The organism is Bradyrhizobium pachyrhizi (genome assembly GCF_029714545.1).
Classification (GTDB): Bacteria; Pseudomonadota; Alphaproteobacteria; order Rhizobiales; family Xanthobacteraceae; genus Bradyrhizobium; species Bradyrhizobium pachyrhizi.
In genome coordinates, this window is record NZ_CP121667.1 from 231,323 (window position 1) to 249,434 (window position 18,112).

The 18,112-nt window shown below is 65.4% G+C and carries 16 protein-coding genes; 4 read left to right on the forward strand and 12 right to left on the reverse strand.

Features of this window, described 5'->3' with window-relative positions; all coding sequences use genetic code 11:
- Nucleotides 1–24: 24 nt before the first annotated feature.
- From lptE to QA639_RS01080, 3 genes are all read right to left on the reverse strand, one after another.
- Nucleotides 25–582 carry an LPS assembly lipoprotein LptE gene (gene lptE, locus QA639_RS01070; RefSeq protein ID WP_028335816.1) on the reverse strand — a complete coding sequence of 186 codons (558 nt, stop codon included), beginning with the start codon at nucleotides 580–582 and terminating at the stop codon, nucleotides 25–27.
- Nucleotides 569–3,226, reverse strand: a complete 2,658-nt coding sequence (gene leuS / locus QA639_RS01075; protein ID WP_283089004.1) for a leucine--tRNA ligase — start codon at nucleotides 3,224–3,226, stop codon at nucleotides 569–571. The genes lptE and leuS overlap by 14 nt, the downstream gene beginning before the upstream one ends.
- 264 nt (nucleotides 3,227–3,490) lie before the next feature.
- A complete protein-coding gene (locus QA639_RS01080; protein ID WP_157342880.1) occupies nucleotides 3,491–5,182 on the reverse strand; it encodes a sensor domain-containing diguanylate cyclase in 1,692 nt (563 codons plus the stop codon).
- 109 nt (nucleotides 5,183–5,291) lie between these two features.
- Here QA639_RS01080 and QA639_RS01085 point away from each other — a divergent pair, with 109 nt between their 5' ends.
- Nucleotides 5,292–5,996, forward strand: coding sequence for a YggS family pyridoxal phosphate-dependent enzyme (locus QA639_RS01085; RefSeq protein WP_157342882.1), 705 nt, complete (start codon nucleotides 5,292–5,294; stop codon nucleotides 5,994–5,996).
- 145 nt (nucleotides 5,997–6,141) lie between these two features.
- On the opposite strand, the gene QA639_RS01090 is transcribed toward QA639_RS01085, so the two are convergent.
- Together QA639_RS01090 and QA639_RS01095 are read right to left on the reverse strand one after the other, a co-directional pair.
- Nucleotides 6,142–6,927 carry a 2-keto-4-pentenoate hydratase gene (locus QA639_RS01090; RefSeq protein WP_028335820.1) on the reverse strand — a complete coding sequence of 262 codons (786 nt, stop codon included), beginning with the start codon at nucleotides 6,925–6,927 and terminating at the stop codon, nucleotides 6,142–6,144.
- A 104-nt stretch (nucleotides 6,928–7,031) separates the two neighbouring features.
- Nucleotides 7,032–7,571 (reverse strand): L,D-transpeptidase family protein, encoded by a 540-nt coding sequence (locus tag QA639_RS01095; RefSeq protein WP_157342884.1) that lies wholly within the window; start codon nucleotides 7,569–7,571, stop codon nucleotides 7,032–7,034.
- Between the two features lie 242 nt (nucleotides 7,572–7,813).
- Between QA639_RS01095 and QA639_RS01100 the strand changes: the two genes are divergently transcribed.
- Both QA639_RS01100 and QA639_RS01105 read left to right on the forward strand, forming a co-directional pair.
- Nucleotides 7,814–8,500 (forward strand): response regulator transcription factor, encoded by a 687-nt coding sequence (locus QA639_RS01100; protein WP_016841446.1) that lies wholly within the window; start codon nucleotides 7,814–7,816, stop codon nucleotides 8,498–8,500.
- Between the two features lie 57 nt (nucleotides 8,501–8,557).
- Complete coding sequence (locus tag QA639_RS01105) at nucleotides 8,558–8,998, forward strand: cyclic nucleotide-binding domain-containing protein (protein ID WP_016841445.1); 441 nt, start codon at nucleotides 8,558–8,560, stop codon at nucleotides 8,996–8,998.
- Between the two features lie 123 nt (nucleotides 8,999–9,121).
- On the opposite strand, the gene QA639_RS01110 is transcribed toward QA639_RS01105, so the two are convergent.
- The 4 genes from QA639_RS01110 to QA639_RS01125 form a co-directional block, all read right to left on the reverse strand.
- Complete coding sequence (locus tag QA639_RS01110) at nucleotides 9,122–9,937, reverse strand: exodeoxyribonuclease III (RefSeq protein WP_157342886.1); 816 nt, start codon at nucleotides 9,935–9,937, stop codon at nucleotides 9,122–9,124.
- 165 nt (nucleotides 9,938–10,102) lie between these two features.
- Nucleotides 10,103–10,921: an outer membrane lipoprotein carrier protein LolA gene (locus QA639_RS01115; protein ID WP_157342888.1), complete on the reverse strand. Its 819-nt coding sequence runs from the start codon at nucleotides 10,919–10,921 to the stop codon at nucleotides 10,103–10,105.
- 100 nt (nucleotides 10,922–11,021) lie between these two features.
- A complete protein-coding gene (locus tag QA639_RS01120; RefSeq protein WP_050383517.1) occupies nucleotides 11,022–13,502 on the reverse strand; it encodes a DNA translocase FtsK in 2,481 nt (826 codons plus the stop codon).
- A 16-nt stretch (nucleotides 13,503–13,518) separates the two neighbouring features.
- A complete protein-coding gene (locus QA639_RS01125) occupies nucleotides 13,519–14,745 on the reverse strand; it encodes an aminotransferase class I/II-fold pyridoxal phosphate-dependent enzyme (protein WP_157342890.1) in 1,227 nt (408 codons plus the stop codon).
- Nucleotides 14,746–14,924: 179 nt separating this feature from the next.
- Here QA639_RS01125 and QA639_RS01130 point away from each other — a divergent pair, with 179 nt between their 5' ends.
- The gene (locus QA639_RS01130) at nucleotides 14,925–15,398 is read left to right on the forward strand and encodes an NUDIX hydrolase (protein ID WP_157342893.1); all 474 of its coding nucleotides are present in this window, start codon (nucleotides 14,925–14,927) and stop codon (nucleotides 15,396–15,398) included.
- A gap of 184 nt (nucleotides 15,399–15,582) precedes the next feature.
- Here the strand turns inward: QA639_RS01130 and QA639_RS01135 are convergent, their stop codons facing one another.
- From QA639_RS01135 to QA639_RS01145, 3 genes are all read right to left on the reverse strand, one after another.
- On the reverse strand, nucleotides 15,583–15,987 hold the full coding sequence (locus tag QA639_RS01135) for a GFA family protein (protein WP_157342895.1): 405 nt from the start codon (nucleotides 15,985–15,987) through the stop codon (nucleotides 15,583–15,585).
- A gap of 230 nt (nucleotides 15,988–16,217) precedes the next feature.
- A complete protein-coding gene (locus tag QA639_RS01140) occupies nucleotides 16,218–17,666 on the reverse strand; it encodes an ammonium transporter (RefSeq protein WP_028335827.1) in 1,449 nt (482 codons plus the stop codon).
- A gap of 39 nt (nucleotides 17,667–17,705) precedes the next feature.
- On the reverse strand, nucleotides 17,706–18,044 hold the full coding sequence (locus QA639_RS01145; protein WP_024583097.1) for a P-II family nitrogen regulator: 339 nt from the start codon (nucleotides 18,042–18,044) through the stop codon (nucleotides 17,706–17,708).
- Nucleotides 18,045–18,112 lie beyond the last annotated feature (68 nt).

Consider the following 18,112-nt stretch of genomic DNA (forward strand, 5'->3'; position numbering starts at 1 on the left):
GCGCCCCGGAATGACGCCAACGCATCAAGTTCCGGTGGAGAAGAAGGAGGCGAGCCGGGTCTGGATGTTGTCGGCGATCTCCTGCGCGGCGCGGTCCTCGGCGTCGCGGAAGGCGCGGGCGCGGGCGAAGCGCTGGTAGGAGCCGGGCATGTCATAGGACACGCGCGAGAAGGTGGTGCCGGTCATGACAGACTTGTTCGACGCGATCTCGACCAGGTTGAACTGGGCGTCGATGCCGTAGTTCTCGCTGGTCGGCAGCGCCGTGGCCTGGTCGATCATCAGCGAGGAGCGGCTGGTGGTGAAGCGCAGCACCAGCCGGTGCGTCGGCGCCACGCCGGTGGCGGTGCCGTAGAGCTTGAAGGCGAGGGCGTTGCGGACCTCGACGCCGACCCGGGCCTCGCGCGAGGCGTTCGGCTTGTCGACCGGCGGAACTTCGACGGCCATCAGCTTTTCGCGCAGGGCGGACGACTGGCCGTCGAGGGTGCGCTCGGCATACATCGGCTGGAAGCATCCGGCCGTCAGCGCGGCCAAGGCAGCCACGGCCACGAGCCGGGCGGCGATCCTGATCCTAGCCGACAACATTGACGATCCTCATGGGCACCACGATCACCTTGCGGACGGGTTTGCCGCCCAAGGCGGCTTTTACCGCATCGAGCGCCAAAACGGCAGCCTCTATATCCGCATTTTGGGCCGCCCGTGGCACGGTAACATCACCTCGTTTTTTACCGTTGACCTGGACGACCAGGGTCACGCTGTCTTCAACCAGTAAATCGCGCTCGATTTGCGGCCAATCGGCCTCGGAAACCAGCCCGGTCTGGCCGAGAACCACCCAGCACTCCTCGGCCAGATGCGGCATCATAGGCGAAAACAGCTGCACCAGGATGGTCGCCGCTTCCTTGACGGCCCAGGCCAGGTCCGGCGCCGGCTTGTCGCCTTTCGCCAGCACCTCGGACAGCGCATTGGCGAACTCGCGGATATGGGCGAGACACACGTTGAAATGCAGCCGCTCGATCCCGGACGACACCTTGTCGAGCGCGCCATGGGCGGCCTTGCGCAGCGCCAGCGCCTCGGGCCCGAACGTCTCCGGCCGGGCCGCTGGGGCGGCCTTGTTGCCGGCGATCTTGGCGATCTCGGCCGATTCGTTCACCAGCCGCCACAGCCGCTGCACGAACCGCGAGGCGCCCTGCACGCGTTCGTCGCTCCAGATCACGTCGCGGTCCGGCGGCGAGTCCGAGAGCATGAACCAGCGCGCGACGTCGGCGCCGTAGCTCGCGATGATGTCGTCGGGGTCGACGGTGTTTTTCTTCGACTTCGACATCTTCTCGATCGGGCCGATCTCAACGTCTTCGCCGGTCGCCATCAGCACCGCGCGGCGGCCATTGCCGGCAACCTCGATCTTCACCTCGGCCGGCGTGACCCAGCTGCCGTCGGCCTTCTGGTAGGTCTCGTGCACCACCATGCCCTGGGTGAACATGCCGGCGAACGGCTCGCTCATGTCGACGTGGCCGGTGGCCTTCATCGCGCGGGTGAAGAAGCGGCTGTAGAGCAGATGCAGGATCGCGTGCTCGACGCCGCCGATATACTGGTCGACCGGCATCATCCGGTTGGCGACCGCGGGCGTGGTCGGTGCGGTCTCGTTCCACGGGTCGGTGAAGCGCGCGAAGTACCACGACGAGTCCACGAAGGTGTCCATCGTGTCGGTTTCGCGCACCGCCTTGCCGCCGCACTTCGGACAAGTGACGTGCTTCCAGGTCGGATGATGGTCGAGCGCGTTGCCCGGCTTGTCGAAGCTTACATCCTCCGGCAGCGTCACCGGCAACTGGTCGTCGGGCACCGGCACCACGTCGCAGGTCGGGCAGTGGATCACCGGGATCGGGCAGCCCCAATAGCGCTGGCGCGAAATGCCCCAGTCGCGCAGCCGGAAATTCACCTGCCGCTCGCCGACCGGCGCCAACCTTCCTTCCCCTGGCAAGGCGCGCAGCTCGGTCTCCAGACGCTTGGCAACCTCTTCCTTGGCCGCTTCGATCGTCATGCCGTCGAGGAAGCGCGAATTGATCATGCGGCCGTCGCCGTCATAGGCAACGTCGGTGATCACGAACGTTTTGGGGTCCTGGCCCTCGGGGCAGACCACCGGCACGTTGCCGAGATCGTACTTGTTGACGAAGTCGAGGTCGCGCTGGTCGTGCGCCGGGCATCCGAAGATCGCGCCGGTGCCGTATTCCATCAGCACGAAGTTCGCGACATAGACCGGCAGCTTCCAGTTCGGATCGAACGGATGCACCGCCTTGATGCCGGTGTCGAAACCCTGCTTCTCGGCGGTGTCGATGATCGACTGCGCGGTGCCGATCTTCTTGATGTCGGCGATGAACTCCGCGAGCTTCGGATTCTTCGCGGCGGCCGCCTGCGCCAGCGGATGATCCGCCGAGATCGCCATGAACTTGGCGCCGAACAGCGTGTCCGGCCGCGTGGTGAAGATCTTCAGCTCGCTCTCGCCGGCCGGCGTGGTCGCCGCATCCAGCGCGAAGCGGATCAACAGGCCCTCGGAGCGGCCGATCCAGTTGCGCTGCATCAGCCGCACCTTGTCGGGCCAGCGGTCGAGACCATCCAGCGCTTCCAGGAGCTCCTGCGAGTACTTCGTGATCTTGAAGACCCACTGGCTCATTTCGCGCTGCTCGACGACGGCGCCCGAGCGCCAGCCGCGGCCGTCGATCACCTGCTCGTTGGCGAGCACGGTCATGTCGACCGGATCCCAGTTCAGCTTGCGCTTCTCGCGCTCGGCGAGGCCGGCGCGCAGCATGTCCAAAAACATCTTCTGCTGATGCTTGTAGTAGCTGGGGTCGCAGGTCGCGAACTCGCGCGACCAGTCGAGCGACAGCCCGATCGACCGCAGCTGCTTTTTCATCGCGGCGATGTTGTCGTAGGTCCAGGCCTTCGGCGCCACCTTGCGTTCGATCGCGGCATTCTCCGCCGGCAGGCCGAACGCGTCCCAGCCCATCGGGTGCAGCACATTATAGCCCTTGGCGCGCATGAAGCGCGCCAGCACGTCGCCGAGCGTGTAGTTGCGGACATGGCCGATATGGATGCGCCCCGACGGATAGGGGAACATCTCGAGCACATAGTATTTCGGCCGCGGATCGTCGTTCTTGGAGGCGAAGATCGCCTTTTCGTCCCACAGGCGCTGCCAGCGGGGCTCGGATTCACGGGCGTTATAGCGTTCGGCGGTCATGAAATCGCAAGGATTTGGGGTGGCTTTGGGTGGTTTTCGGGTCCCGTCCGGGGACGGCGGACTAGGCCACAAAAGCGCCTGCGCGGTCAACGGCTTGGGGCCTCCAAACGCCCCATCCCCTCGCGCAGCCGCCCTGCCGCCGTCGCAGGGGCGCCGTCCGCAGCCTCCTCGTCGTCCTGGCCTTCGGCCAGGACGACGCTGAATATGCGGCGTCGCCGATGGTCATGGTTTCGCGCTCATCGCGCCGCTCGACCAGGCACGATCTCAGCTCGCCAGCGCCATCCCGGCTTCGTCCAGCGTCTGCAGGAAGCCGTGCTCGATTACGGCATTCCTGCCGCGGCGTTTGGCGGCGTAGAGGGCGGCATCCGCGGCTTCGATCAGGTCGCCGGGGCGCTGGGTCTCGTTCGGCCTGGTCGTCGCGACACCAACGCTGACGGTGACGACGCAATGGCTCGAGGATGCATGCGGCACGGCGAGGCCGAGCACGGCGGTGCGCACGGTCTCGCCGATCGCGAGCGCATGCGCGGCGTCGGTGTTCGGCAGTAAGAGGCAGAATTCCTCGCCGCCATAGCGGCCGGCGAAGCCCATGGTGTCGGCGGCGATCCCGGACAGCACTTCGCCGATCCGGGTCAGGCAGGCATCGCCTTCGGGATGGCCGTAGGTGTCGTTGTAGAGCTTGAAGTGATCGACATCGATCATCATCAGCGACAGCTCGCATTCATATTGCTGCGCCCGCATCCATTCGAAGTCGAGCCGGCTCTGGAAGCCGCGGCGGTTGGCGAGGCCGGACAGCGCGTCGATCGAGGCCATCACGGTGAGACGATCGTTGGAGGCGACGAGCTCGCGCTCGCGCTGGCTGAGCTGCGCCGCCATCGCGTTGAAGGCGCGCGCCAGCGGCACGAATTCCGCCGGCAGCTTGTGCTTGGCGACCCGCGCCGACCAGTCGCCCTCGCCGAACCGTCGCGCCATGCCGGTCATCAGCTCGATCGGATGGATGACGAGCCGCTCGGCGCCGACCAGCGCACCCAACAAGACGAACAGGCAGACGAATCCGAGCTGCAGATAGGCGGTGCGGATCTCGCGGTTGATCGCCGCCGTTACCTTGGCCTCGTCCATGCTCACGATCAGCCGGGACTGCGTGCCGGCGATGCGCGCGAAGCTCAGCGTGCGCTGTGCGCCGTCGGACGCAGTGAACGACACCGAGCCGGACGGCTCATCATAGCTCAGCGCCTTCTCGGCGATCGCCGCCACCAGCGGGATGGTGTCGAGCGAGCGGCCGATCAGGCTCGCATGATCGGCGGGTGCGGCGATCACGACGCCGGTAGAGTCGACCAGCACGGCCGACATGCCGGGCTGGCCGCCGAGATTGGCCATGATCTGCGACAGCCAGTCGATATTGATGCCGGCGACCACGACGGCATCCTGCTCCGGATTGATCGCGGCCACCGGATAGGCGGCCATCATCATCGGGCGGCCATTGGTCCTGCCGCGCAAATAGTCGCTGAACACGAAGCCGCGGTTGTCCTGCGCCTTCTTGAAATATTCGCGGTCGCCGACATTGAGGCCGACCTGGACGTTGAGGGTCGAGCACTGCACCAGCCCGTCCCTGGAGACGAACATGATGCTGCGGATCCAGGGCAGCACCGTCGGCAGGCTGGCGCGCAGCACCTCGCAGCTCTGCGCGATGCCGCCGGAAGCGCGGATGTAGGCTGCGGATTTCAGCATGGTCTCGACCGAGGAGACCACCTCGCGCTGGGTTTCCGCGGCATGCGCGGTGAGGCTGGCATAGCCGGCCGCGGCCTGCGCGATCTGCTTGCTGCGGGAATCCTCCAGCGTGCGGACGCGGTCCAGCATCAGGGGCGCGACCAGCATCAGCGCAAGCAAGGCCAGCCGGGCACGAATTCCCAGAACCTTCTTGAGCCTGACCCGGTTGCGGTTGAAAGTGACGCCCGACATTCTGTTCCCTTGCCCGTGCGCAAGGTAGAATGCAGGGCTTCAAAAAGCCTTTCCCGAATTTGGTAAAATTCGAGCCAACCCCCCGCACCTGTCAGAGAACGGCACAAGCATGACGCAAAGCCCGACCACGCCGTTACCGGCCGATTCACCACATGGCCTAGCCGCCGTCGAACGCGAGATCGCGCATGCCTGCAAGGAAGCGCGGCGCGATCGTGCGTCGGTGACCTTGATCGCGGTGTCGAAGACGTTCGCGGCCGACGCAATTTTGCCGATTATCGGCGCCGGACAGCGCGTATTTGGCGAAAATCGCGTGCAGGAGGCCAAGGGCAAGTGGCCGGCGCTAACCCAGGCTCATCCGGGACTGCAGCTGCATCTGATCGGACCGTTGCAGTCGAACAAGGCCAAGGAGGCGGTTGCGCTGTTCGATGCGATCCATTCGGTCGATCGCGCCAGCATTTGCGAAGCGTTAGCCAAGGAAATCAAAAATCAAGGCAAGCACCCGGAACTGTTCGTCCAGATCAATACCGGTGAGGAGCCGCAGAAGGCCGGCGTCGCGCCGCAGGATGCGGATACCTTCATCGCGGCATGCCGTGACACCTACGGCCTGTCGATCTCGGGACTGATGTGCATCCCGCCGGTCGACCAGGCGCCGGCGCCGCACTTCGCGCTCTGCGCCAAGATCGCCGCGCGCAACGGCTTGACGAATCTCTCGATGGGCATGAGCGCGGATTTCGCGGTGGCGATCCAGATGGGCGCCACCCATGTGCGGGTCGGGTCGGCGATCTTTGGCACGCGGACGGTGCCGCATAACTGACTGTCGTCCTGGCCAAAGCCAGGACCCATAACCACCGTTGTCGCTTGCAGGATGAATGTCTCGCCGCGCGCCCTTTTCTGAGGCCGCGGTGTATGGGTCCTGGCCTTCGCCAGGACGACATTGGTGCATGTGGCGGGTGCGCAGCCTACGCGAACTTCACCGACACATTTCCGATCGCGCCGAAATCGGCCGCGAATTCATCGCCGGCGGCAATCGGCAGCGGTGGGTGGCAGGTGCCTGTGGTGACGACCTCGCCTGCCCGTAAGGTCAGCCCCAGCGCGCGCAGCTCGTTGGCGCACCAGGCGAGCGCTGCGCGGGGATCGCCGAGCACGTTCTTGCCATGGCCGATATAGCGCTCGCCGCGCAGCGTGATGACCGGGCGGTCCTCGACCAGGTCGATCGCACGCCAGTCGGCTGTCGTTGCGGGTCCGAGCACGAACAGATGCGCACAGGCATTGTCGGCGATCAGCTGCGCCTCGCCAGCGGCGACGAAATCGGCGAAACGCGAATCCGGAATCTCGATCGCCGGATGCAGCGTCCCGACGGCCTCCAACACCTCCTGCACGCTGTAAGGCGTCGTGCGCGGCGCGAGATCGCGCGCCATGCGGAAGGCGTATTCCGGCTCGCCGACGCGCATCTCGTTACCCTGCATCGACGCGGTGCCGCCATCCGGTATCACCGTCTCGGCAAGGATGCGCCCGGCGAGCGGTCCGGTGACATTGATGTGCTTCTGGCCGGCCGCGCTGGTCGCCGCGATCTTCCAGCCGAACAGTTTTTCGCGCGACGTCTTTTCCAGCTCGGCCTGCACCGCATAGCCCTCGGCGCGATCGCGCGGCCGAATTGCGCCATCGAGCGCTGTGAGCTTGGTGCCGGCGTGCCAGTGATCGTGCAGGACCTTCGAGGCGGCGGCGATCCGGTTGTTGTCGAGCATGCTGTTTCGTTCCCCGCGGGAATTATTCTCTGTTGTGCAGGATCTCAGCACAAACGCGTCGCGTCTGTCGCGTGGGAAAAGCGATGTTCGGCCATTCGACAGCTCTAGCCGATGATGATCCTGGTCTGCGGCGACATCCGCCGCAACAGCCGCAGCATCGAGGCCTTCGTCATCGAGACGCAGCCCGCGGTAGGCGAGAAATTCGGCCGCGCCAGATGCAGGAACACAGCGCTGCCGCGGCCGGCGACGCGCGGTGCGGCGTTGTGATCGATCTCGATAATGAAGTCGTAGAGATGGTCCTCGCGAGTCAGGCGGTCGCCGCCCTGCGCGCGATCGAGCCGGATCGGCTGGTTGTAGTGACGGTCGGCGGGGTCCTCGCACCAGGCGTCCTCGCGGCGGATCGGCCGGGTCGGCAGGAAAGTCGTCGGACGCTGGTGCCGGTCGGCGCGCCACCAGAGCTGGCGCGGATGGAAGACGCCGCGCGGCGTGCCGCCGTCGCCCTCGCGCTTGTTGGCGATGATTCCGCCGCGTCCGAGCGCCACCGGCACGGTCCAGCCGTCGGCCGACAGCCAGCCCAGGCGCGGGTCGCCGGCGGCTGCTCGGACCTCGATGATGGAGAGCGGGCGATCACGTTTAACTTTCATATAAGTGATTGAAATAGCTGACCTTCCCTTAAGAATCGTTCCAAACTGAGCTTGCCTTGGAGGTTCAGAACATCCTATCTCCCGGCATTACAGGACATTCACGTCCTGCCCCGCCGGATTTGAGGTAGACTGCGTTGCCTTGTGAATCGGTAACAATCGCCTACCTGAGCACATATCTAGCCGATGTTACGGCCATAAGCGTCCTCCGCTTCTGACCGCCCCGCCCCCGAAGGATTGTACCTATGGCCAATGCCCGCAAGATCTTGATCGTGGATGACGATACCGATCTGCGCGATACGCTGGTCGAGCAGCTGTCGCTGCACGAGGAATTCGAAGCCTCCGCAGTCGACACCGGCGCCAAGGGCGCCACTGCCGCCAAAGCCAATTCCCCCGATCTGGTCCTGATGGACGTCGGCCTGCCCGACACCGACGGCCGCGAAGTGGTTCGCTCGCTCCGCAAGGGCGGCTTCAAGGCTCCGATCATCATGCTGACCGGCCACGACACCGATTCCGATACGATCCTGGGGCTCGAATCCGGTGCCAACGACTATGTGGCGAAGCCATTTCGGTTCGCGGTGCTGCTGGCCCGGATCCGGGCGCAGCTCCGCCAGCACGAGGCCAGCGAGGACGCGGTGTTCTCGGTCGGCCCCTACTCGTTCCGGCCCGGCTCCAAGATGCTGACCGGCGCCAATGCCAGGAAGGTGCGGCTGACCGAGAAGGAAACCGCGATCCTCCGCTTCCTCTACCGCGCCGGCCAGATGCCGGTGTCGCGCGAGACCCTGCTCCAGGAAGTCTGGGGCTACAATTCCGGTGTCACCACCCACACGCTGGAAACCCACATCTACCGCCTCCGCCAGAAGATCGAGAAGGACGCCGCCAACCCGGAAATCCTGGTGACGGAAGCCGGTGGCTACAAGCTGGTGCCGTGATACGCTTTGCGCTCAACGATTCGTGAAATCGAGGCGCACCGCGGTTACCGGACCTGAATGTCGATCGATGATGACGTAGCCCTGCTCGAGCGGGTCCCGACAATGCGTCTGTTGGGCGAGAGTTCCTTGCGCATGCTGGCGATCGGCTCCGAGCAACGTGATTTCAACGCAGGCGACGTGCTGTTCAAGGCCGGCGACGCTGCGGACGCCGGCTATGTCGTGCAGCGCGGCACCTTCCGGGTCGAGGAAGGCGGCGCCGAGATCATCGCCGGCCCCGGCGCGCTGATCGGCGAGCTCGCCTTGATCGTCGCGATGAAGCGGCCGTCGACCGCCACCGCGCTGGAGCGCGGCTCGGTGATCCGCGTCGCACGCAGCCTGTTCCAGCGCGTGCTGGAAAGCGATCCCGCCGCGGCCCGCCGGCTGCGCGACGAGCTCGCGCTGCGCACCAGCCAGCTGGCAAGCGATATCCTGATGGCGGGCGGGAAGCTGAGTACGTAGTACCTCGTCGTCCCGGACAAGCGAGCATCGCGAGCGCGATCCGGCACCCATACGTTGCGGCCCATCCTTGGGCATACGGGCCGACGGCTTTGCCAGGTCCCTGCTTTCGCAGGGACGACAACCCTAAACCTCCATCACCGCCGTCACCGGCACGTGATCCGACGGGCGCTCCCAGCTGCGGGCGTCGCGGGTGATCTTGAAATCGCTGACCTGGTCCTTCAGCGCGCGCGAGACCCAGATGTGATCGAGCCGTCGGCCGCGATCGCCGACGGTCCAGTCCGCCGCGCGGTAGCTCCACCAGGTGTAGACCTTTTCCGACATCGGGATCCGCTCGCGCGCGATGTCGAACCATTCGCCATGCGCCTGCGCGGCGAGCAGCTTCTCGGTCTCGACCGGCGTGTGCGAGACCACCTTGAGCAGCTGCTTATGCGACCACACGTCGTTCTCATGCGGCGCGACGTTGAGGTCGCCGACCAGGATGTGGCGGTCGTCGCCGCGCGGATGCAGCGGCTCGCAGGCCTTCATCTCGTCGAGGAATTGCAGCTTGTGCTCGAATTTCGGATTGAGCGCGGGATCGGGAATGTCGCCGCCGGCCGGCACGTAGAAATTATGCAGCACCAGCGGCTTTGACAGCTGCGCCTTCTCGCCGAAGGACACCGAGATGTGTCGTGAATCGATCTTGTCGCAGAACGTCCTGATGTCGGTCGTCTCGAACGGCAGGCGCGAGACGATGGCGACGCCGTGATAGCCCTTCTGTCCGTTCAGCGCGACGTGCTCATAGCCGAGCCGCTTGAAGCGCTTGAGCGGAAACGCATCGTCGATGCATTTGGTCTCCTGCAGGCACAGCACGTCCGGCCGCGTGCTCTTGATGAACTTGGCGACGGTGTCGATGCGCAGGCGCACCGAATTGATGTTCCAGGTGGTGACGGAGAACCGCATGAGGACCGCGTCTTAGCATGGTTCTCGGTGCGGGTTGGCGCTTTGTCCACAAGCAAGCGCTTGTGGGATGGGTAGAGCGAAGCGAAACCCGTCATTGACGCGGCGCGCCGTGATCGCGATGGGTTTCGCTGCGCTCTACCCATCCCACGCAACTACGCAGCGCGCCTACCCCGGCGAGGTGCCGGGATAGGTCGTGAAGTCGATCTTGAACAGTGCCGGATCGGGCTTCTGCGTCGCGTCGAGATTGTAGACCGCAACGGTCGTGTCGTAGCCCTGCGGGTCGGTGACGGTCCACTGCTTGAGCTTGCCGTCCTTGGCGCCGATCATCAGCAGGAAGCGGCTGGTGCCGACCAGCGCCTGCTTTTCCTCGATCGTGATGCTGACGAACACGTCGTCGGCGGTGACGCTGATGACGTTGGTGTCCTTCATCAGGTCGATGCGGTCCGACAGCAGATAGCGCAGCGGGGTCTGCGACAGCGGATAGACGTCCTGGGTGGCGAGCCTGCGGTCGCGCACCGCGACCGAGGAGCCGTCGGCGATCACCTCGATCGGGCTCGGATCGTCATATTCGAAGCGCAGCTTGCCGGGCTTCTGGATGTAGAAATCGCCCTTGGTCTTGGTGCCGTCGGGGCCGACCTGGACGAAATTTCCGACCAGCGTTTGCAGCGACGAGAGATAGGCCGAGACCTTGGCCGCCTGCGCCTTCTGGTTGGCGTCGAAGGTCTGGAAGATGTTGGCGGGCACGTTGCGGCGCGGATCGGGAATCACCGGATTCGGCGGTGCCTGGGTGGCGCCGGTCGTCGTCGGGCCCTTGTCCGCATTGGTCTGCACGCCGGCGTCCTTCTTTGGCGCAGCCTTGGATCCGGCGTTGGGCGCGGGCTTCGGGGGCGGCGCATTCTGCGCAGTCGCCGAGCCGGCGATCGCGGCGGTGACGAGAAGAGCCAGCGCGGTGCGCGTGCCGCGGTCAATGAGGTGTTTTGCCATCAGATATGTCAGGTCTCTGTTCGACGCTCGTCCCGCTGCGCCGGATTTTATCCCGCCTCTTCCGAGGGAGATATGGTTTTTACGTGATGATCGCCCCCGATCAGAACTGGCCTTCTTCCTCCCCGACCAGGATTTCGCGCTTTCCGGCGTGATTCGCCGGACCGACGATGCCCTCAAGTTCCATCCGCTCCATCAGCGAGGCCGCGCGGTTATAGCCGATCTGCAGCCGGCGCTGAATGTAGGAGGTCGACGCCTTGCGGTCGCGCTTGACGATCGCCACCGCCTGCGTGAACAGATCGCCGCCGCCGTCGCCACCCATGCCGGTGGCATCGAACACGGCGCCGTCCTCGTCGGTCGGCTCTTCCGCGGTGACGGCTTCGAGATATTCCGGTGCGCCTTGCGTCTTGAGGTGACGCACGACCTTCTCGACTTCCTCGTCCGAGGCGAACGGGCCGTGCACGCGGCTGATGCGGCCGCCGCCCGCCATGTAGAGCATGTCGCCCTGGCCGAGCAGCTGCTCGGCGCCCATCTCGCCAAGGATGGTGCGGCTGTCGATCTTCGACGTCACCTGGAAGGCGATCCGGGTCGGGAAGTTCGCCTTGATCGTGCCGGTGATGACGTCGACCGACGGACGCTGCGTCGCGAGGATGACATGCAGGCCGGCGGCGCGCGCCATCTGTGCGAGGCGCTGCACGGCGCCTTCGATATCCTTGCCGGCGACCATCATCAGGTCGGCCATCTCGTCGACGATGATGACGATGTAGGGCAGCGGCTCGAGGTCTAGCTTCTCTTCCTCGTAGATCGCCTTGCCGCTCTCCTTGTCGAAGCCGGTGTGGACGGTGCGCGTCAGCTCTTCGCCCTTGGCCTTGGCTTCGACGAGGCGCGCATTGTAGCCGTCGATGTTGCGCACGCCGAGCTTGGCCATCCGCTTGTAGCGCTCTTCCATCTCGCGCACGGCCCATTTCAGCGCCACCACCGCCTTCTTCGGATCGGTGACGACGGGCGTCAACAGATGCGGGATGCCGTCATAGACGGAGAGTTCGAGCATCTTCGGATCGACCATGATCAGGCGGCACTGATCCGGCCGCAGCCGGTAGACCAGGCTCAGGATCATGGTGTTGATCGCGACCGATTTGCCGGAGCCGGTGGTGCCGGCGATCAGCATGTGCGGCGTGCGCGCCAGGTCGATGATGACGGGGTCGCCGCCGATCGTCTTGCCGAGGCACAGCGGCAGCTTCGCAACCGAATCGACGCTTTCCTTGGCGACCAGAAGCTCGCGCAGATAGACCTTCTCGCGATGCGCGTTCGGCAGCTCGATGCCGATCGCGTTACGACCGGCGACGACCGCGACGCGGGCCGACAGCGCGCTCATCGAGCGCGCGATGTCGTCGGACAACCCGATCACGCGCGACGATTTGATGCCGGGCGCCGGCTCGAGCTCATACAGCGTGACCACCGGGCCGGGATTGGCCTTGACGATTTCGCCGCGCACGCCGAAGTCCTGCAGCACGCCTTCGAGCGAGCGCGAATTGGTTTCGAGCTCGGCCTTGCTCAGCGGCTGGCGGTCGCTGGCCTTCGGCGCACTGAGCACGGAGACCGAGGGCAGCTCGAACTTGTCGGAATTCTTCTTCTTCGGCTTCGGCTCGGCCTTCTTGCGCGGGGCGCGCGCGGCGGGAGCTTCTTCCTCCTCGTCCTCCTCTTCCTCATCGTCGTCGAAAGCTTCCGCCTCGTCCTCATCATGGTCTTCATGCGCGGGCGCGATCGAGGGCGCCGAGCGGCCGCCGCCGATATTCGGCTCCTGGCGCTCGAACGCAGCGCTGCGACCCTGGGCTCCGCTCGAGACCAGCGATTTGTAGGCGGTGGTCAGCAGCCAGCCGAGCCGCGCTTTCGCGCTCATCAGCGCATGGAACAGCCAGCCCAGCGAAACCGAGCTGCGGTCGTTGTCTTCGTCCTCGACGAAAGGCTCGTCATCGTCGGAGATCGGCGTCAGCTCGTCGTCCTGCTCCTTGGCGCCCCAGCCGCAGGCGAACAGGAAGCTTGCCGCCATCGCGACGAACAGGATCAGGCCGAGCACGACACGATAGATGAAGCCGGGCGGGCCGAACACGACGGCCGGCGCACGCAGCAGCGCGTCGCCGACCACGCCGCCGAGCCCGGTCGGCAGCGGCCACGCAGTGTTATGCGGCCAGCAGCTGGCGAAGCCCGCCGCGATCACCGTGCACAGGATCCAGCAGCCGAGCCGCAGCGCCTCGCGATCGAACGGGCGATGCGTCAGCATCCGCCAGCCCCACACCGCGACCGGCAGCACCAGCATGATCGCGCCGAGGCCGAGAATCTGCATCAGGAGGTCGGCGCCGATCGCGCCGGGATAGCCGAGCACGTTGCGGATCGCGCGCGAGGTGGCGTGGCTCAGCGACGGATCCTGCACCGACCAGGTCATCAGCGCCGCCGTGATGGCGCCGGACAGCGCGATCAGGCCGAGCCCGGTGAGTTCGCGCAGCCGTCGCGTCAGCGCCTCGCGGAGCGAGAGCGGCAGATGGCCGACCAGGGGGATGACACGTTCGATCGCTGGCATACTCAATCTTCGCGCTTCGCGATTAACCCAGGGTTTCGACCAGGCGATGCATCGCCTCGGCCGTCGATTCACTGTCGGAGACGAGCGCAAGGCGGATATAGCCCGCGCCCGGATTGGAACCGTCGTTCTGCTGGCGCGCCAGATAGCTGCCGGGAATCACGCGCACGCCGGCGTCGCGATAGAGCCGGACCGCCGCGGCCTCGTCGCCGCCGCGCTCGGAGACGTCGAGCCAGACGCAGAAGCCGCCGGCGGGACGCTTGTAGCCGTAGCGGTTGCCGAGGATCTGGTCGGCGAAATCGAACTTGATGCGATAGAGCCTGCGGTTCTCCTCGACATGCGCCTCGTCGCTATAGGCGGCGACCGCGACATGCTGCAGCGGCACCGGCACCTGCGGTGCGGCGACATTGCGCAGCTCGTGGAATGCGGCCAGAAACTTTCTATCGCCCGCGGCGAAGCCGACGCGCATGCCCGGCAGGTTCGAGCGCTTCGACAGGGACTGGAACGCCACCACATTGCTGAAGTCGGGACCGGCGCATTCGAGAATGCTGCCCGGTGCCTCGCGGGTGTAGATCTCCGAATAGCACTCGTCGCTCAGGATGATGAAGCCGAAGCGATCGGCGAGCTGCTTCAGCCGCGTGAAATAGGCGCGCGAGGCGACCGAGCCCTGCGGATTGGCGGGCGAGGCGATGAAGAACGCGACGGTGCGCGCCAGCGTCGCCTCGTCGATCGAATCAAGGTCGGGCAGGAAACCGTTGCCGAGCGTCGTCGGCAGGTAGATCTGCTCGCAGCCGGCCGCGCGGGCGCCGGCGCCATAGGCCGGATAGAACGGGTTCGGCATCAGGATCGCCGGCCGGCCCTTGCGCGGCGCGACGTAGCGCGAGGCTGATATCGCGGCAAAGAACAGCCCCTCGCGGCTGCCGTTCAGCACCATCACCTCGCTCTCGGGATCGACCGGCCGCGGCAATTGGAACCGGCTTCCCAGCCAGCTCGCCACGGCGCGGCGGAACGGTTCGATGCCCTTGGCGATCGGGTAGCGGCCGAATTCGGCGGTATGCCTTGCCAGCACCGGTCCGACGAAATCGGGCACCGGGTGCTGCGGCTCGCCTAATGACAGCGTAATCAAGGGCTTGGCAGGCTGATAGGGCGCCAGCAGCTCGGTGGTACGCAGGAAAGGGGAACGCTCGGCCTGGCCGGCGGATGCGACATCGCCGGCGCCCTGCGCCAAGCCGGATGAGGCGGTCATTGCCATGATTGAAATGCCAGCACTTTCACTGCGGTCGGAGGGTAAGGGCGCCGACCGTAAACCGATCAAGTCACCATAGATAGGGCGAGGTTAAGACGCGATTAACCATCGGCGGTGCGGCACGATCGGCCGTCGCGTGATATCAGCGCTGACGCCAGAAAACCGCATCGAACTTGCTCCGAGACATGATCCACCGCCGCGCCGTCCGGGCGCTCATCATCACCGGCGAGCGCGAAGTCCTGCTGATGCGGATTCGCCCGCCCCACGGCGGCGACCGTTTCTGGATCGCGCCCGGTGGCGGCATCGAGGGCGACGAGATGCCGGAAGTGACGCTGCGGCGGGAACTGGCCGAGGAACTGGGACTGCTCGATTTCGAGCCCGGGCCCGCCGTCTGGCGGCGTCACCACACCTTCAACTGGGGCGGCCGGCGGATTTCCCAGAAAGAGGAATACCGGATCGTTCACACGGATCGCTTCGCGCCCGTGATGGCCGACGAGGCCGAGGCGCGCGTGCTCGATTGCTTCCGCTGGTGGCCGATCGCAGATCTATCCAGCGCACAGGAGCGCCTCACGCCGCTGTCGCTTGCCGACATCCTCGAACGCTATTTGCGCGACGGCGTACCGAGCGAACTGCCGGATGAGGAGGTCCTGATCGACTGACGCTCGACTATCTTAACCTCCCCTTGAAAAGGGGAGGTCGCTTTGCTCGCGGGAGCAAAGCGGGTGGGGATCTGCTCTCTCCGCTTGCAGCGTCGCCCGCGGCTGACCCCCATCCCGACCTTCCCCCTTTCAGGGGAAGGAGAAGCGGGACCCGTCAGCTCGATCTGTGCTTCGGCCTCGATGTCTACCGCGCCGGCAGCTTCTCGAACGACGGCTTGCCTTCGGGCAGGTGGTGGAAGGTCTGCTTGTCGCAGGTGTAGATCGTCATCTGCGGGGTGAACACCGAGGGGTCGTCGAAGGTGCCGACCTTCAGGATGGTGGCGGGCAGGCCCGGCACCTTGGTCACGAGATGCGTGCCGCATTCCGGGCAGAACTCGCGCGTCACGGCGCGGTCGAGATCCTTGCGGGTGAACTGCTTGGGCTCGCTGGCGGTGTATTTGAAGCCGGTGGTCGGCATCGCCATGAACATGTTCGGTGCGCCGCCCGTGATGTACTGGCATTCCCGGCACAGGCACTGCGCCGCCATCATCGGCTCGCCCTCGGCCTCATAGCGCACGTTGCCGCAATAGCACCTGCCTTGCACCTTCATGACGTCCTCCCGTTTTCGTTGTTTGTAGCCTGTCATTCCACAATGGCAGGCAATTCCGACAATATTTTCTCAAGCTGCGGAAAAAAGAAAGGGGCCCCAGCTTGCGCTGGAGCCCCTCAACGGCCCGGACATTGCCGGGTATGTGTCCGGACCGTAGTTCTGGGAACGACCGCTTTGGGAGGTCGTGCCCCGGGAGAACCCAAATTAACGGCCTTCAAGGGCCGTTAACTTTACATATTGTAGGCGCGCTCCGTGTGCTCGGTGATGTCGAGGCCTTCACGCTCGGTCTCGACGTTGGCGCGCAGGCCGACGATCACGTCGACGATCTTGTAGAGGATCGCCGAACCGATGCCCGACCACACCAGCGTGGTGGAGACGCCCCAAACCTGCGAGATCATCTGCGCGGCGAAGTCGTAGTCGGCGACCTTCGGCGGGATCGCGGTGTAGTCGATGATGCCAGCGCCACCGAGCGCCGGGTTGACCAGGATGCCGGTGCCGAGCGCGCCGACGATGCCGCCGACGCAGTGGACGCCGAACACGTCGAGCGAGTCGTCATAGCCGAGCGCGTTCTTCACGACCGTGCAGAAGAACAGGCAGACCACGCCGACCACGAGGCCGAGCACGATGGCGCCCATCGGACCGGCATAGCCGGCCGCCGGGGTCACCGCGACGAGGCCCGCGACCGCGCCCGAGAGCGCGCCGAGCAGCGAGGGATGGCCCTTGATGATCCATTCCGCAAACATCCACGACAGCGCCGCCGCGGCGGTCGCCACGAAGGAGTTGGTCATGGCGAGCGCCGCGCCGCCATTGGCTTCGAGGTTGGAACCGGCGTTGAAACCGAACCAGCCTACCCAGAGCAGCGAGGCGCCGATCATGGTCATGGTCAGCGAGTGCGGAGCCATCAGCTCCTTGCCGTAGCCGGTCCGCTTGCCGATCAGCAGCGCGCCGACCAGGCCGGCGATGCCCGCGTTGATGTGCACGACGGTGCCGCCCGCGAAGTCGATCGCGCCCTTCTTGAAGATCCAGCCGGCATCGGCGTTGATCTCGTCGAGCTTGGCCTGCGCCGCGGTCTTCGCCGCGCCGTCAGCCGCAGCGGCGAGCGCCTTGGCGGCATCCTGGATCGCATCCGGGCCCGGCCAGTACCAGACCATGTGCGCGATCGGGAAGTAGATCAGGGTGACCCAGAGCGGGATGAACAGCGCGATCGCCGCGAACTTCATGCGTTCGGCGAAGGCGCCGACGATGAGGGCCGGCGTGATCGCCGCGAACGTCATCTGGAAGCACATATAGATGAGCTCCGAGATGTTGGCGTCGACCGAGAAGGTCGCCGCCTTCGAGTCCGGCGTGACGCCCATCAGGAACGCCTTGGAGAAGCCGCCGATGAAGTCGGAGCCGCCGGTGAAAGCGAGGCTGTAGCCGTAGAGGGCCCAGAGCACGGTGACGAGGCAGACCGTGTAGAACACCTGCGCCAGCACCGAGAGCATGTTCTTGGAGCGGACCAGGCCGCCATAGAACAGCGCGAGGCCCGGGATGGTCATCAGCAGCACCAGCACCGTCGAGGTCAGCATCCAGGCGTTGTCGCCCTTGTTGACGGTCGGCTCGGCGTAGGCGGCGGTCGCGGCGAACAGGCCGACTGCAAGGGCCGCCAGTCCCGCGCCATAGGGACGCTTGAACGTCATGTTATTTCACTCCTGAGGTCTTAAGGTTTGAGCGCGAAATCAGAGGGCCGCGGCATCGGCCTCGCCGGTGCGGATGCGCACGGCGTGTTCGAGGCTGATGACGAAGATCTTGCCGTCGCCGATCTGGCCGGTCTTGGCGGCGGAGGTGATGGCGTCGATGGTCTTGTCGACCTGATCGGAATTGACCGCGACCTCGATCTTGATCTTCGGCAGGAAGCTCACGGCATATTCGGCGCCGCGATAGATTTCCGTGTGGCCTTTCTGACGGCCGTAGCCTTTGACTTCCGTCACCGTGAGACCGTGAACGCCAATGGCGGTCAGGGCGTCACGGACCTCTTCGAGCTTGAATGGCTTAATGATCGCCATAACAATTTTCATGAGTCCTATCCCCGCTTGGGCCCGGTGCGAATCAACACCGGGAGTTTCGACTGAGGTTCACCACGCGG

Excerpts from the sequence above, each read along its gene's own strand:
- lptE (WP_028335816.1), bottom strand. The coding sequence starts at position 582 with ATGTTGTCGGCTAGGATCAGGATCGCCGCCCGGCTCGTGGCCGTGGCT.
- leuS (WP_283089004.1), bottom strand. The coding sequence starts at position 3,226 with ATGACCGCCGAACGCTATAACGCCCGTGAATCCGAGCCCCGCTGGCAG.
- QA639_RS01080 (WP_157342880.1), bottom strand. The coding sequence starts at position 5,182 with ATGTCGGGCGTCACTTTCAACCGCAACCGGGTCAGGCTCAAGAAGGTT.
- QA639_RS01085 (WP_157342882.1), top strand. The coding sequence starts at position 5,292 with ATGACGCAAAGCCCGACCACGCCGTTACCGGCCGATTCACCACATGGC.
- QA639_RS01090 (WP_028335820.1), bottom strand. The coding sequence starts at position 6,927 with ATGCTCGACAACAACCGGATCGCCGCCGCCTCGAAGGTCCTGCACGAT.
- QA639_RS01095 (WP_157342884.1), bottom strand. The coding sequence starts at position 7,571 with ATGAAAGTTAAACGTGATCGCCCGCTCTCCATCATCGAGGTCCGAGCA.
- QA639_RS01100 (WP_016841446.1), top strand. The coding sequence starts at position 7,814 with ATGGCCAATGCCCGCAAGATCTTGATCGTGGATGACGATACCGATCTG.
- QA639_RS01105 (WP_016841445.1), top strand. The coding sequence starts at position 8,558 with ATGTCGATCGATGATGACGTAGCCCTGCTCGAGCGGGTCCCGACAATG.
- QA639_RS01110 (WP_157342886.1), bottom strand. The coding sequence starts at position 9,937 with ATGCGGTTCTCCGTCACCACCTGGAACATCAATTCGGTGCGCCTGCGC.
- QA639_RS01115 (WP_157342888.1), bottom strand. The coding sequence starts at position 10,921 with ATGGCAAAACACCTCATTGACCGCGGCACGCGCACCGCGCTGGCTCTT.
- QA639_RS01125 (WP_157342890.1), bottom strand. The coding sequence starts at position 14,745 with ATGGCAATGACCGCCTCATCCGGCTTGGCGCAGGGCGCCGGCGATGTC.
- QA639_RS01130 (WP_157342893.1), top strand. The coding sequence starts at position 14,925 with ATGATCCACCGCCGCGCCGTCCGGGCGCTCATCATCACCGGCGAGCGC.
- QA639_RS01135 (WP_157342895.1), bottom strand. The coding sequence starts at position 15,987 with ATGAAGGTGCAAGGCAGGTGCTATTGCGGCAACGTGCGCTATGAGGCC.
- QA639_RS01140 (WP_028335827.1), bottom strand. The coding sequence starts at position 17,666 with ATGACGTTCAAGCGTCCCTATGGCGCGGGACTGGCGGCCCTTGCAGTC.
- QA639_RS01145 (WP_024583097.1), bottom strand. The coding sequence starts at position 18,044 with ATGAAAATTGTTATGGCGATCATTAAGCCATTCAAGCTCGAAGAGGTC.